The sequence below is a fragment of the Nostoc sp. DSM 114160 genome, from assembly GCF_053470305.1.
The window spans coordinates 3,585,475-3,601,167 of the sequence record NZ_JBPFGO010000001.1 but is presented as its reverse complement, the minus strand read 5'-3'; the positions used below and the strand labels follow the sequence as shown (position 1 = coordinate 3,601,167).

Genomic DNA, 15,693 nt, shown 5'->3' with positions numbered 1-15,693 from the left:
AATCATTTCTTAACAATTTCAATTTTTTTTCATCTCTACGTCTTCAGCATTAATCCTTAATCAGCTAAGTCTATTGTAATCAGCAAATCTTTAATTTCTTTAAAGACCAATTAAACAAATTCAGTTTTGTTAGGTTCTTGATAAATATCTTTAACAACAGCTTCAAGTCCATATTCTGCTACAGCATCCCCTTCAACCGTTATTAAACCAAATAGCCCAATACCTCCGACGATATTAAATGGATTTCCCAATGGTATAAGAATAGCTGCAACCGCAGCAGAATTACCCTCGATCTAACTGATGATTTTACTCTTTTTTGATAAAAACTAATTTATAGGACTCATATTTGATTGCGTGAAAAAACTCAGTACACCTCTAACTTTTCTCTCCTGTTAAAAGTTCCCTCTCGATCGCGCTTGCGCCTCTCTAGGAGAGGCTTCTCTTTCAGAGATGCTAACGCGAACGCCAACGCGCACCACGCAAATAATTTCAGAAATAAAAGCAGATTTTTATATCGTTGAAACAAACTTACTTTCTTGAAAGTAACATACTGAAAATTTCAGTTAAAGAATCATCTCATTTTTCTCAATAAAATGCAACAGCATTTCAAACAATTCGTTGAAGACAGTTAAGACAGTTAAGACAGTTAAGACAGTTAAGACAGCAATCGTCAACAATTTATGTTGTTCGCCAAGATTTAAAGCAGAATAATTCTATAAATTTAAGTAAATATTTAAATAAATATCTTGACTTAAAAATCCAAATAAACTATGTTTTTGATACAATGAACATAAATTTTGAATATTTGAGCAATAATTAAAAAAATTGCAATGAATTATAATTTTAAATAAGTTATAAGTTGAGAAAGGTTTAGTAATATTATTTAATAGTTGCCAAGATTTGAATTGGAAAAATCTTAATGGTAAGTGAGATATGGGAACTAATAGGGAGCGCAGCCATACTGGTATAATCAGTCGTAGAGAGTGCGACGATGGACGATGATAGCAATCTGAGTACACCCCATTATTCAAGCGATCGCCATAAATTTTAATCGTCACTAAGGACTTTCTTCAGTTCTACTCTTATTTGGAGATTAAAATATCGTGACAACACAGGTATATAGCCAATCAGTTATAACATTTGATGGTCAAGATGATTATATAAATTTTGGCAGGAATGATATTGGTGGTGTTTTTGCTGAGGGTAGTTCAGCCTTTACGATTTCTGGATGGATTAATCCTCAAGAACTAAAAAATCAAGCCACTACATACGGAACGCACAATGTTTTTTTTGCGCGTTCCTCAGACCGATATAGTGATAACTTTGAGTTTGGCATCAATGAATCAGGAAACTTAGATATATATATTGATGAGAAGGTTGAGAAGGTTATCAGAACCTTTGGCAATGGAGAATTAACTGTCGGACAATGGCACTTCTTTGCTATTGTTTTTAATCGGGGTCAACTGACTATACACCTTGATGAGCATGAATATTTTGGCTATTTGACAGGTGACTCTTTAAACAAAGCAACTAGTCCTGTAACTCTGGGCGCGACTTTACACAACAGTATATACTTCACAGGTCAATTAGCTAACATTAGCGTCTGGAATTATCCCTGTCCGCCAGTGGAAATCCAAACACACCGCTCTGGGCCTCTAATCGGCAATGAACAAGGATTAGTTGCTTATTGGATGTTAAATGAAGGAGAAGGATCGACCGTCAAAGACCAGACTGAAAATACTCATAATGGAACTTTGCATGGTAATCCCAGTTGGGGTTTAGCACAAATTCCATTTGGAATTACCCAATCATCGAACCAGAGCCAGACAACAAGCAATTCCCCAGAAGAGAACCAGTCAGTTGCAGAGGTTTTCTCCACTGAACTAACTGCTGTTGGCCAAGCTGACTCGCAGCAATCCATTGAAGTTTCCCCAGATGTAGAAAACGACGTTCTTGCAACTCCCACTCCCGTAGCCTCGACTACAGGAAAGGGAAAAAAAGGGTCAAAGAAGCAGAGTGAAAATACCAACATTCAAACTTCCCAGCCAAAGCAAGAGGAGAAAGTCGAAATAGTTCAAGCAACTGAAAGTCAAGTTCCAACCGATATCCAACAGCCCAAAAGATCACAAAAATTAACTCAGGAGCGATCGCAAAAAACTATGATTACTACAGCCAATCCTAGATATAAAATTCTTTCCATTGATGGAGGCGGTATTCGAGGCATTATCCCAGCGCTAATATTAGCAGAAATTGAAAAGCGCACACAAAAACCGATTTTTAGTTTATTCGACTTAATTGCAGGCACTTCAACCGGAGGAATTCTGGCACTAGGATTGACTAAACCCCAATTAAGTTTAGATCCATCTATATCTGAAAGTGAGCCACAAGCTCAGTACAGTGCTGAACAGATGGTTAAATTATATGTCGAATATGGGGCTGAGATATTTTACGAGCCATTTTTTGAACATCTGCTCGGCCCTCTTGAAGATATGTTTACTCAGCCCAAATATGCGTCTGATGGCAGAGAGGAAATTATCAACAAATATTTTGGTAATACCCCTCTAGAAAATAATCTTAAAGAAGTTTTCGTCACTAGCTACGATATCGAACAGCGAATTCCAATATTCTTTACCAACAAAATCGAAAAACAACAGATAGAATCTAAAAAGTTTCGGAAGGTGAGTGTCGGTTTTACACTCAAAGATGCGGCAATGGCAACTAGTGCGACACCTACTTATTTTCCTCCCTATCGAGTTGCGACTTCTCATAATCCTAGTGGCTTTTATAATTTAGTAGATGGAGGATTGGTTGCTAATAATCCAGCAAGCTTGGCGATTACAGAAGCGAAAATCAGTAGACAAACTCAAAGAACAGCGCTACATACCAACGATATCTTATTAGTTTCCTTGGGTACAGGTTCACTGACGAGTGTCTACAAGTATAACGATGTCAAAAATTGGGGACAATTGCAATGGGTAAAACCTCTTTTAAACATTGTTATGGACGGTGGTAGTGAAGTTGTAGCCGGAGAATTAGAACACTTATTTGAGTCTACTGAAAAAGAAATCAGAGGCTCTTATTATAGATTTCAAACATTCCTCACAGGTGAGTTAGAAGACATAGATAATGTCAAATCAGAAAATATTCGTCAGCTACAAACTATAGCCCATCGACTGATTACAGAAAGAAGTCAACAAATCGATGAGTTATGTAGTATTTTGTCAGCCTAAAAAACAGGCAGGGGACGAGGAGATGAGGGAGACAAGGGGACAAGGGAGACAAGGGAGACAAGGGGGACAAGGGGACAAGGGAGACAAGGGAGACAAGGAGATAAATAAAACTCCTAACTCCTAACTCTTAACTCCTAACTCCTAACTCCTCACTCAGCACTCAATTTTGTACAAGGAAAAATTAGTCACCATCTCGATCAAGTACTAAGCTAGCAAGTAAGGGTGAATAAATTCTATTACCCTTAATCAAGATTTAACCAAGAATGTAAGGATTTAAGGTAATTCCAATGGATGAAGTCGTTAAAAAAATCGCTGCTTTGGGTCTTCCTGGCATACTTTTGGTAATTGCAGTTTCTGCATCAGGTTTGGCGGGTGGTTACGGCGTTGTAGCTGCCCTGGCGGGGTTGGGAGGCCCGTTTGGCATCATCGGCGGTCTAGGTGTGCTTGGTTTGACAACACTTGTAGGGGAAGCTATAGCGGGATTTGGAATTGAAGCAGTTCTCAAGAACATTTATACAGAACGTCGTAAAACCGAATCTGTGAGATATCTCCTCAAAGAAATTAAAGATTTACCGATTACAGAGGATCTAAAACTCAAACTAAAAAATGAACTGAACCCAACAATCACTGAGAATTTTGAAGATGTTCAGCCGCCAAAAACAATTGAAATCGTCGAGGAATAATTTTACTGTTACATTTGTTGAGACTACCAACAAAATGTTACTAAATTAAGTGCGATCGCGCTTAATTACTCTCAAATAATAAAATGGCCTCTGAGTCCGACTTCTATCGGATTAAACCCTCAAAGGCCATTATTCAAAATCATGCAATGCAGCCTGAAAATATATTTAAACAGGAACAGATTAAAACCTAAAAACTTGTTCTGCACTAATTCATTCAATTTATAGTTTTTAACCACCACTTGTATACAGTATGGGTTGATAATCAAATGAATTTTTCAGAAAAAAAAAGTTTAGATTTAGAGAAAATACAGCAAATTAAAAATGATTTTGAATTAGTTTTATTGGATAAAACTTCAATAAACGAATGTACAGTAATTATTAAAAAAATATTTTCCCTAGAAGTCATACTATATATTGTTTCAAGTTCAAATATTTCACTAGAACAAATTCGCTCTTATCTTCAAGATATATGCGATGAAGCATTACTACCAAGAGCTTTGGTATCAGTGTCTCATCTACCTTTAACTGCCACAGGAGATGTAGACGAATTAGCTTTGAGCAACATTCCTGTTATTGATGAAATTTTAATTGAGCGAGTAGAAAACCAACTTAATTTTGATCGCAGAATCGAACAGGCAGTGATAGTAGTGCAGGAGTTGAGAAAGCAGATCCCCTCACTCCATTTGTCAGATTTGCTCCCAGATTGGCAAAACAAAAATGCAATTGTTAACTTTTCCCCAGTTCCCAAAGACTCCCAACCCAGTACACAACAACATTTCTTTGAACTAAAACCACTTGCCATCAGCTACGGTGGTATTCTCCCTGACGATCCCAATGCACCTATTACCTTACCCGAAGTTTTGCAAAGAACTGCTCAACAGGCTACAGGTGGGGAAATTATTTACCTGTTGCCCGATGGAACAGAACTACGCCAATCCTACGCTGAGTTACTTGAAGTTGCAAAGCGAATTCTTACTGGTTTGAGAAAATTGGGACTCAAGCCAAAAAACAAAGTTATATTGCAAATGGAACTTAATTGTGACATTATTCCTACCTTTTGGGGCTGCCTACTGGGAGGCTTTGTACCCGTAATCATGGAAGTGTCACCAACTTATAGAGAATCAAACAAGGTGGTGGATAAGCTTTGTCATATTTGGCAGTTCTTAGATAGTCCAGTCATCTTAACTACGGAAGCTCTCAAACAAGAGGTAGAATTACTATCGCAATGGCTACCAGAAGAACGCCTAAAAATAGACACGATTGAAGCATTAAAAGACAACACTGCCAGCACACAATATCACCAGAGTCAACCAGATGAAGTAGCTCTTTTTAACTTAACTTCTGGTAGTACAGGAATTCCAAAATGCGTTCAATTGACTCATCAAAATCTCATTGCTCGCGCCAGAGGGGCCAATAAACTTAATCAACACGAGCCAGAAGATGTAATTTTGAATTGGCTACCGTTCGATCACATTGGCAGCATTTCCGACTGGCATATTCGTGGTGTAGAAATCGGTTGTACCCTAGTTTACGCACAAAAAGAATATATCTTAGGTCGCATCCTCAACTGGTTAGATTTAATCCATAAATACCGGATTACTCATAGCTGGGCCTCCAATTTTGCTTATGCCATAGTTAATGACTCTTTTAAACAAGAACCAGAACAAAACTGGAACTTATCTTGCGTAAAATTCCTACTAACAGCTGGTGAAGCAGTATCCAGTAAAGCTGTGGAGGATTTTCAAGAAAATTTAGTGACTTACGGACTCAAAGCAACGGCAATTAGACCAGCTTTTGGGATGGCAGAGATGGGTTCAGGGATTACATATTATCAGCCGCACCAAGAAGCACCTTTGTTGTTCCATAGGGTAGACAAATCTAGATTGCAAAGTACTATTAAACGAGTAGAAATAGACCATCTAAATCATCATATTTTTACTGATTTAGGTTCAGTTATTCCGGGAATTACCATTCGCATAGTAGATAATAACAACTCTGTATTAAAAGAAGACACCATAGGTCGTTTGCAAGTCAAAGGTGATGCAGTTTCTCCAGGATATTACAACAACCACGATGCCAACAGTCAATCATTTTTAAAAGAGGGCTGGTTTGATACTGGAGATTTAGGATTCATTGCCAACGGACAATTGGTGGTTACTGGTCGCGCGAAAGAAACTATTATCATCAATGGAGCTAACTACTACAGTCATGAAATTGAAGCAGTAGTTGAAGAAATTGGCGAAATTGAAGTGTCTTACACCGCCGCTTGTGCAGTCTGCGATGCTGATGATACAACGGAGAAACTAGCCATTTTCTTTAATTCGCCAATTACAGAAGACCAAAAACTATTAGAACTACTAACTAAAATTCGGCAGGCAGTCGTCAGTAAAATCGGGTTGAATCCTGATTATTTAATTTTATTACCTAAAGAAGATATACCCAAAACTGTTATTGGTAAAATCCAGCGATCGCAACTTCGCAATCGCTTTGGTGCAGGTGAGTTTAACCACATTATCAAACAAATTGATATATTACTAAATAATACTAATACTATTCCTGACTGGTTCTATCAAAAAGTCTGGCGACGTAAGAAAGCCAAGCTTCTAAAAGCTTTACCTCAAGGTTGTCTAACTATAGTCTTCCTCGACGAGTTAGGATTGGGGACATTTGTTTGTCAGCAATTAGAACAGCAAAACCTGCCATATTTGTGTGTTTCACCCGGCTCTGATTTTGCTAAAAAAAGTTCCCATCACTTCTTTTTAACTCCTGGAAATGCAGAGCATTATCAGCTCTTACTTGACACAATCAAGGCAGAGAAACAGACCATTGGTCAGATTCTCCATCTGTGGAATTATCAAGAGTATAGCGGAGAAATCAAAAGCCTAGCAGCTCTGGAAAAAGCGCAAGAACAGGGAATCTACAGTTTGTTATTTCTTGTCCAAGCCATAGCAAAAACTCAAATCCCAGATTTACAGTTATTGTTTGTTTCTAGCTATACCCAGTCTACGCAGCCAACAGACAAGATTGCTTATGAAAAATCTCCAGTTCTCGGTGTCATTAAAACTATTCCTCAAGAAATACCCTGGTTAAATTGCCGTCACATAGATTTGACACCAAATTTAATACAGGCAGATGGTAACTATGTTTTACAAGAACTCCAGGTTTTATCAAAAGACCAAGAGGTTGCTTACCGGGATGGAGAACGTTTAATTGCAGGTTTAGAAAAAGTTAATCTGCAAAAAAAAGCAAAGCAAGAACTTCCCTTAAAAGTGGGGGGAATGTATCTGATAAGTGGTGGGCTTGGAGGTGTTGCGGTTGAAACTGCTAAATATCTAATTCAGTTTTTTAATGCCAAATTATTATTAGTAGGTCGGACTCGTTTATCAAATGTCTCATTAGAAAAAGTCAAGGTTTATCAGGAATTAAAGCAGCTTGGCTCCGTGATTTATGAAGCAGTGGATATCTGCGACTTTCAAGCCGTGCAACAAGTGGTGGAAAAAGCCAAGGCTAACTGGGGATGCCAACTAGATGGCGTGATTCATCTGGCGGGAACTTATCACGAACAAATGCTAGTGAATGAAACACCACAGAGTTTAGCTGCAATTTTGCAACCTAAAGTGTTAGGCACTTGGGTGCTACATCAGGTACTTAAGAAGCAAGGACAGGGGATTTTCATTAGCTTTTCTTCTTTAGCAAGTTTCTTTGGTGGAGCGACAATTTCGGCTTATGCTGCTGCTAACAATTTTTTGGAAAGCTTTAATCAATATCAACGTTTTATTGGTGGGTTGCACAGCTATTGCTTTGCTTGGACAAATTGGCGTGATACAGGAATCAATAAAGGTTATCAGAGGCAAGAAATCACCCGCGCTCAAGGCTATTATGAGATGAGTTTGCAACAAGGATTATATTCCTTTTTGGCTGGTTTATATCACGACCAAGCCCAACTAATAGTCGGTTTAGATGGCAGCAATCCCAAAATTCGCCGTTTCACCTCTGAGTTTCCAGAATTACAGAAATTAACTGCCTATTTCACTACGAGTAACGGTTCTATCGTACCAGAGTTATCAGATTTGATGGTACGCGATCGCTTCGGAACAACCGTTAACTGTGACTTCGTGCAACTATCGCAAATGCCCCTCACCGCTAATGGTGAAATCAATCGAGAATTATTGACTAAGGGTATAACTCAAAAAGCGATCGCTCCCCGAAACGAAACGGAACGGCAAATAGCTCAAATCTGGCAAGAAATTTTAAAAATACCCCAGATTAGTGTTTACGACAACTTCTTTCAACTGGGAGGAAATTCTTTGCTAGCCTTCCAAGTCATTTCTCGCTTGCGCGAGGCTTTTTCTGTTGAATTGTCGCCAAATCGTTTTTTTGCATCCCCAACTGTAGCTGGTTTGGGAGAAAGTCTTGAGGCGCTGCTAACTGTCGTCAGCAAGTGGAATGTAGCTATTGATGACGCAGAAGAAGAATATGAGGGAGGCGTATTATAAATGACAACAATAGAATTTGTATCTTATTTAAATAGTTTAGGCATAAAAATTTGGTTGGAAGGCGACCAGTTAAACTATCGCGCTCCCAAGCAAGTGATGAACCCAGACCTGAAAAACCAACTGCTAGAGCGAAAATCAGAAATCCTGGCTTTTCTAGAAGAAGCTAAGACTGCAACAGACTCCTCCTTTGAACCAATACCATCTATGCAGCGTTCTGAGGAGTTGCCCTTATCCTTTGCCCAGCAGAGAATGTGGTTTCTCTATCAATTAGAGAGTCAAAGCCCATTTTATAATGAGAGTTGCCAGCTACGCCTTCAAGGTGTACTCAACACAGAAGCTCTTGAGCAGAGTATCAACGAAATCATCCGTCGTCACGAAATTCTGCGAACAACATTTCCAGCAGTAGATGGAAAACCTTTGCAGGTAATTTCTCCCAGCTTGGCGATCGCCATGCCAGTTCTAGACTTGCAAGGTTTAGAAGCATCAGAGGTACAACAGATTGTCAAAAAAGAAGCTGGCCAACCTTTTGATTTGAGTAATGGCCCTTTGTTGCGAATCGCTTTACTACGACTGGGGCCAGAGTCCCATATCCTGGTATTGACTATGCACCACATCATCACGGATGGCTGGTCAATGGGGATATTCATCAAAGAGTTGTCCAACCTCTACCGAGCTTTTACTCTTAGTTCCCCTTTGCTCCTTTCTGAGTTGCCTATCCAGTATGCTGATTTTGCAGTTTGGCAGCGACAGTGGTTAACTGAGTCAGTTCAAAAACAACAACTGAATTACTGGAAGCAACAGTTAGCTGGTGCTACACCCTTATTAGAACTACCCACAGACAAACCGCGTCCCCCCGTTCAGACTTTTTGTGGTGCTACCAAAGAATTTCAAATTGACCAGAATTTGAGCAAGCAAATCAAAACCTTCAGCCAACAGTCAGGAGCTACCTTATTTCATACCTTACTGGCGGCTTTTGTAGTTTTAATGTTTCGTTACAGTGGTCAGGATGATATCTGCATCGGTAGCGCGATCGCCAACCGCAACCGTAAAGATATAGAACCATTGATTGGCTTTTTTGTCAATACATTGGTACTGCGTCACCGGATTGAGGGAAATCCTAGTTTTTATGAGTTTCTCTCTCAAGCGCGACAAGTTGCAACCTCTGCTTACAGTCATCAGGATGTTCCTTTTGAACAAGTAGTAGAAGCGTTGCAACCAGAACGATCTCTGAGCTACAATCCCCTTTTCCAGGTGATGTTTGTCTTAGAGAATTTCTCGTTAGATACATTAGAGTTGCCTAATCTTACCTTGACTCCCCAACTGGTAAAAAGGGAGACATCTCAGTTTGATTTGAGCTTGGCAGTTTGGCAGACAAAAGCAGGATTGATGGGTTCGTGGGAATATAACAGCGACCTCTTTGAGCCAGATACCATTGCGAGGATGACAAGTCATTTCCAGACTTTGTTAGCAGCGATTATTGCTAATCCCAATCAACCTATTGCTGAGTTACCACTACTGACTGAGTGCGAACGTCATCAGTTGCTAGTGGAATGGAATGATACTTATACGCCTTATCCTGACAGCAAATGCATCCATCAGTTGTTTGAGGAGCAGGTTGAAAAAACGCCAAATGCATTAGCTGTGGGTCTATGAGGACGAGTCTCTGACATACCAACAGTTGAACCTCCGCGCCAATCAGTTGGCGCATCATCTGCAATCTTTAGGTGTTGGTGCAGAAGTACTGGTGGGAATTTGTGTTGAGCGTTCGCCCTTAATGATAGTAGGATTGCTGGGCATTCTCAAGGCTGGTGGGGCTTATGTACCGCTTGACCCAGCATATCCCCAAGAGCGGTTGGCGTTTATGCTAGAAGATGCCCAAGTTAAAGTACTGTTGACCCAGGAAAGCTTGGTCGCAACGCTACCGTCACATCAAGCGCAGGTGATTTGTCTGGATAGCGACACAGCAATCTTCAGCACCAGTGTAGAGAATTTACTCCACACAGCAACAACTGACAATCTGGCTTATGTGATTTACACTTCCGGTTCCACTGGCAAACCCAAAGGAGTGCAAATTGAACATCGAGGATTGTTAAATCTCGTCTTTTGGCATCAACAAGCTTTTGCAGTGTCGCCGCTTGACCGAGCAACACAAATTGCGGGAGTCGCATTTGACGCTTGTGGTTGGGAAATCTGGCCTTATCTGACTGCTGGAGCTAGCATTCACTTTCCCAATGATGAAACCCGGCTTTACCCTGAGCAACTACGAGATTGGTTGTTGTCAAAGGCAATAACCATTAGTTTCCTACCGACACCAATGGCCGAGAAAATTCTATCATTAAATTGGCCGGCGAATGCTGCTTTGCGGACTTTACTCACAGGTGGGGATCAACTTCATCAATATCCTTCGGCTGCTCATCCCTTTAAGGTGGTGAATAATTACGGCCCAACAGAGAATACTGTAGTCACAACATCTGGTACTGTTCCTAAAAGCCAACAAGACTATATACCACCTGCGATTGGGGGGGCGATCGCTAATACTCAAGTTTATATACTCGATTCCCTGTTGCAGCCTGTACCCATTGGTGTGACTGGAGAATTGTACATCGGTGGTGAGAGCTTGGCACGAGGCTACCTCCACCGTCCCGACTTGACGGCTGAAAGATTCATTCGTAATCCTTTCCAAAGAGGCAGAGGGGCAGGGGAGCAGGGAGCAGGGAGCAGGGGAGAAATAAAAGAGCGGCTTTATCGAACAGGCGATTTGGTTCGCTACCAAGCCGATGGCAATATAGAATTCTTGGGTCGCATTGATAACCAAGTTAAAATTCGTGGCTTTCGCATTGAACTTTCGGAAATTGAAGCGGCTTTGACTCAACACCCACAGGTACGCGATGCTGTTGTGCTTGCCAGAGAAGATAAACCTAGTATTAAGAGTTTGGCAGCATATATCATCCCAGAATTGACACAGCCAACCAGTAATGAGCTACGTCTGTTTCTCAAGTCAAAGCTCCCCAGTTACATGGTACCTGCATCCTTCACAGTTCTAGAAGCTTTGCCGATTACCCCCAACGGCAAAGTAGACCGTCGTGCATTACCAGTACCAGAGTTCGAGTTCGATGAATCTACTGGCTTTGTCTCCCCCCACACCCATACTCAAGAAGTCTTGGCAAAGATTTGGCGGGATGTTTTGGTACTTAAACAAGTCGGTATCCACGACAATTTCTTTGAATTGGGCGGGGATTCCATCATTAGTATGCAAATTATTGCTAAAGCTAATCAAGCCGGACTCAAGCTGACTCCGAAACAACTTTTTCAACACCAAACAATTGCTGAATTAGCTGCTGTTGCTGGTACAATTAACTTGGTTCAATCAGAACAAAGTTTAGTTACAGGGGTTGTCCCTCTAACACCGATTCAGCACTGGTTCTTTGGGCAAAATCTGCCGGAACCTCATCACTTTAACCAATCCTTCCTGCTAGAAGTTCCCGCAAATTTGCAACCGGAGTTATTAAAGCAGGCACTACAAAAATTACTGTACCATCACGATGCTTTACGCCTGCGGTTTGTGCAGCAGGAGGGGCAATGGCAGCAGTACAACAGTGATGTGAGCGATGGCGTATCGTTGGGTATTGCAGATTTGTCTGATCTGCCCCAAGCAGAACAGTTAAGGACAATAGAAGCAAGGGCAGACGCAGCACAAAGGACGCTGAACTTAGCAGATGGGCCGCTAATGCGGGTCGTTCTATTTCATTTAGGCAATTCTCCCGGACGTTTACTCATCGTCATCCATCACTTGGCTGTAGATGGGATCTCGTGGCGAATATTGTTAGAAGATTTATCTGGAGCATACAAACAATTAGAAACTGGCAAAAGTATCCAACTACCTGCAAAAACAACTTCCTTTAAGGATTGGGCAATTCGATTGCAGGATTATGCCCGCTCTCAAGAATACTCACAGCTAGATTACTGGCTGGACTCAATGCAGTTGCCAATTGCTCTTTTACCGTTGGATTATGCTGCTGTTGCCCAAGATAATACTGTAGCTTCCAGTCGGATTGTATCTGTATACCTGAGTGGAGAACAGACTCGCGCTCTATTACAGGATGTCCCTGGAGCTTACAATACTCAAATTAACGATGTGCTATTGACCGCGTTGGTGCAAACTTTCACTCGTTGGACGGGTTCTCACTCTTTATTGATTGACTTAGAAGGGTCATGGACGAGAGGACTTGTTTGAGGATGTGGACTTGTCTCGTACTGTAGGCTGGTTTACTAGTATATTCCCTGTGCTGTTAAAACTTGAGGATCGTTTCGATACCGGAGAGGTTCTCAAGTCGGTCAAAGAGCAACTGCGAAGTATTCCTAACCGGGGTATTGATTATGGCATCTGGCGCTATCTTAGGCTGGATGAGAGCGATCGCAGTGAAAAAGCAGGGGGCAGGGGGCAGGGAGCAGGGGAGCAGGGGAGCAGGGGAGCAGGGGAGCAGGGGAGCAGAGGAGCAGGGAGCAGGGGAGAAAAACTACCTATACCAGTCCTACCCCGAGCTGAGGTGAGCTTTAACTACTTGGGTCAATTTGACCAAACGCAGTTAGCAACCCTTGGCTGGAAATATGCTCAAGAGTCTTGCGGTTCCATTCACAGCCCTAAAGGACAACGCCGCCATTTGTTAACAGTGAATGGATTAGTCGTTGAAGGCAGGCTGAAACTGGAATGGCAATATAGCGAGCATTTCCATAGCCGGGCCACTGTAGAAAATCTGGCTAATGAGTATATAGAAACCTTAGAAACTATTATTGCCCACTGTTTATCCCCAGAGGCAGGTGGCTATACTCCTTCAGATTTCCCAGAAGTTGAGTTTAGCCAAGAAGCTTTGGACGAACTGCTAGCAGAAATTAATTAAAAATAAAGTCGTCTACATTTAAAACCAAATTTCTGTTTTAACAAGGTTTTCTGCAAATAAACTAAATTCTTGGAGGTGATTTATAACAAAGCTACTAATGACTCGCTACTAAAAAATATCATGATGATTACTCAGGAAAAACTATGCTGGAATTTCAGATTGAATTTAAACCTCGTATCCCTCCTGCCAAAAATTTAGTCATAGGTACTTTGGGGCCTGCTGCTACTAGTAGTGATTATGCTGCTAAACATATAACTAACCATCTGACTTCAGAACAAGTAACTGTATCAACTCAGTTATTTGATACTTTTACAGATGTTAGAGAAGCTTTGCTGCAAGACAAGGTGAATTTGGCTTTAGTTCCTCATGCTTACGACCGGATTAATGAGTTTTATATGGAGCCAAGTTTTGATTTAGGTTTCATTTTTATATATCCTACTCCAGTTTATGGATTGGCTAAGAAAAAAAATACAGAGGTAGTTTTCAACGGTTCTAGAATTGTTACTCATCCTGCTCCTTTACCTTTGTTGACAGAACTCTTGCCAGATTCTCAAGATCGAACACAAATACAAGTGGATTTGTCTCCTTCTACCAGCGATTCAGCAATTCAAGTAATGCAGGGTTTAGCTGATTTGGCTATTACTAATGAGAATGCTGTTAAAGCCTACGATTTAGAGTTTATTTCAACCTACGGAAATATCCAGATGAGTTGGTCAATTTTCCAGAAAAAATTAGCAGAAAATTATGTCTAAATATTTTCCTCAGCCAAAAACCATCAAAATTAATTCAGATGTAGAGTTAATTGCATTTCAATGTCAAGATACAGTTGTGCAATTAGTTTCTATTCCAGCAGGGGCTACGTTTGAATTACATCGGCATCCTGAAAGTCAAATTGGAATGCAAATAAAAGGGCGTTTAGAAATAAATATTAATGGTACTAAAGAAATTCTTGAACCCCTTGAGCAAGTTTATGTGGCAGGTTCTAATGTTCTTCATGGTTCTATAAACCCTTTCTCCGAAACAGCATTAGCATTTGATGTGAAACGCATCACTCATTCTGAGGAAGCTGAGGAAGCTATTTTGAAAGTTTCACCAACTCCAGATGAAATTACAGGTTTTGAGTGCCAGTCTGTTGTTGGTTCTTGGTTTAAAATTATTATTACTAAAATTCCTCCCAAAGGGATAATACCAATTCGCCAGTCTGCTAGTGAAACAATGGGAATAATTCTTAACGGTCAGTTGAGAATGATGGTGGAAGAACAACAGCAGCAGTTAGAATCTAATAGTGTTTATTATGCTCCGGCTGATGTTCTTTATGGAGGATATAATCTCTGTGACGAAATAGTATTTTTGGTTGAAATTTCAATTAAACCTCCCTCTCTTCTCTCAGTACAAGATACTGTTTCCAAGACATATATGGCGCGATCGCTAACTACTTCGTAAGGGAACAATCATGGATTTAGGATTAACACAGAAAGTAGCTTTAGTGACAGGAGCAAGTGCTGGTATAGGTTATAGCGTTGCCCAAAAGCTGGCAGCAGAAGGTTGTCAGTTAATAATTTGTGGGAGAAATTATGAGCGGTTAGAACAAGCTTATCAAGGTTTGGTTGGTTCTCAAGTTAAAATTATCCCGATTTGTGCTGATGTGCAAAATGCAAGTGATTCTCAAAAGTTAGTCCAAGAAGCTATCAGCCAGGTTGGCAAAATTGATATCTTAGTTAATAATTCCGAAGGGGCTAGTTTTTCTAATGAAGCAGTAGAAAATTTATCTGATGAAGATTGGATAACTGTGTTTGAAGGTAAGTTAATGGGCTATATTCGCATGACGAATTTAGTGCTACCGACAATGAAAAATCAGCGATGGGGGCGCATTATCAATATTGTTGGAACATCAGGAAAAGAACCTTCTAGTCGTCTTGTGAAATCGGGAGTGGCGAATGCTGGATTAATCAACTTTACTAAAACTGTTGCTTCGCAAGTTGCTAAGTGGAATGTTTTAGTTACCTGTGTCAATCCTGGTCTGATTGATACTCCAAGGCATAGAGAATATTTAGAAGTATTTGCCCAAGAGGAAGGTCGGACGGTTGATTCGATAATAGAAGGAACGAATAAGATGATTCCTCTTGGTCGTCGCGGTATTTCTAGTGAGGTTGCTAATTTGGTTGCTTTTCTAGCGTCAGAATGTGCTAGCTATATTACGGGTGTTACTATTCCGATAGATGGCGGATTATCAACGTCTGCTTTTTAAGAGATTGGGTAAGTTTTTAGTTTATATAAGTTCTATTTGATTTATGAAAATTACTTTTTTTCAACGAACCGCAGAGTCCCAGAAGTTCTTAATACATTGCTAAGAAAAATGGGCAAACCTCTGCGTACCTTTGCGCTT

7 protein-coding genes and 1 pseudogene are annotated in these 15,693 nt (G+C 40.5%); 7 read left to right on the top strand and 1 reads right to left on the bottom strand.

Annotated elements, in window-relative coordinates:
• Positions 1-110 precede the first annotated feature (110 nt).
• A complete protein-coding gene (locus tag NSTCB13_RS15875) occupies positions 111-251 on the bottom strand; it encodes a hypothetical protein (RefSeq protein WP_448265463.1) in 141 nt (46 codons plus the stop codon).
• Between the two features lie 852 nt (positions 252-1,103).
• Between NSTCB13_RS15875 and NSTCB13_RS15870 the strand changes: the two genes are divergently transcribed.
• The 7 genes and pseudogenes from NSTCB13_RS15870 to NSTCB13_RS15840 all read left to right on the top strand — a co-directional run bounded on the left by NSTCB13_RS15870 (position 1,104) and on the right by NSTCB13_RS15840 (position 15,555).
• Positions 1,104-3,230, top strand: coding sequence for a patatin-like phospholipase family protein (locus tag NSTCB13_RS15870; RefSeq protein ID WP_448272932.1), 2,127 nt, complete (start codon positions 1,104-1,106; stop codon positions 3,228-3,230).
• A 287-nt stretch (positions 3,231-3,517) separates the two neighbouring features.
• On the top strand, positions 3,518-3,913 hold the full coding sequence (locus NSTCB13_RS15865) for a hypothetical protein (protein ID WP_445627746.1): 396 nt from the start codon (positions 3,518-3,520) through the stop codon (positions 3,911-3,913).
• A 266-nt stretch (positions 3,914-4,179) separates the two neighbouring features.
• Entirely contained in the window at positions 4,180-8,409 is a 4,230-nt protein-coding gene (locus tag NSTCB13_RS15860; protein WP_448272931.1) for an SDR family NAD(P)-dependent oxidoreductase, read from the top strand.
• Positions 8,410-13,307 (top strand): annotated as a pseudogene (locus NSTCB13_RS15855) (amino acid adenylation domain-containing protein). It begins immediately after the preceding gene.
• 143 nt (positions 13,308-13,450) lie between these two features.
• Positions 13,451-14,059 carry a LysR family transcriptional regulator gene (locus tag NSTCB13_RS15850; RefSeq protein WP_445627749.1) on the top strand — a complete coding sequence of 203 codons (609 nt, stop codon included), beginning with the start codon at positions 13,451-13,453 and terminating at the stop codon, positions 14,057-14,059.
• Complete coding sequence (locus tag NSTCB13_RS15845) at positions 14,052-14,750, top strand: cupin domain-containing protein (protein WP_445627750.1); 699 nt, start codon at positions 14,052-14,054, stop codon at positions 14,748-14,750. The genes NSTCB13_RS15850 and NSTCB13_RS15845 overlap by 8 nt, the downstream gene beginning before the upstream one ends.
• A gap of 10 nt (positions 14,751-14,760) precedes the next feature.
• The gene (locus tag NSTCB13_RS15840; protein ID WP_448272929.1) at positions 14,761-15,555 is read left to right on the top strand and encodes an SDR family oxidoreductase; all 795 of its coding nucleotides are present in this window, start codon (positions 14,761-14,763) and stop codon (positions 15,553-15,555) included.
• Positions 15,556-15,693 lie beyond the last annotated feature (138 nt).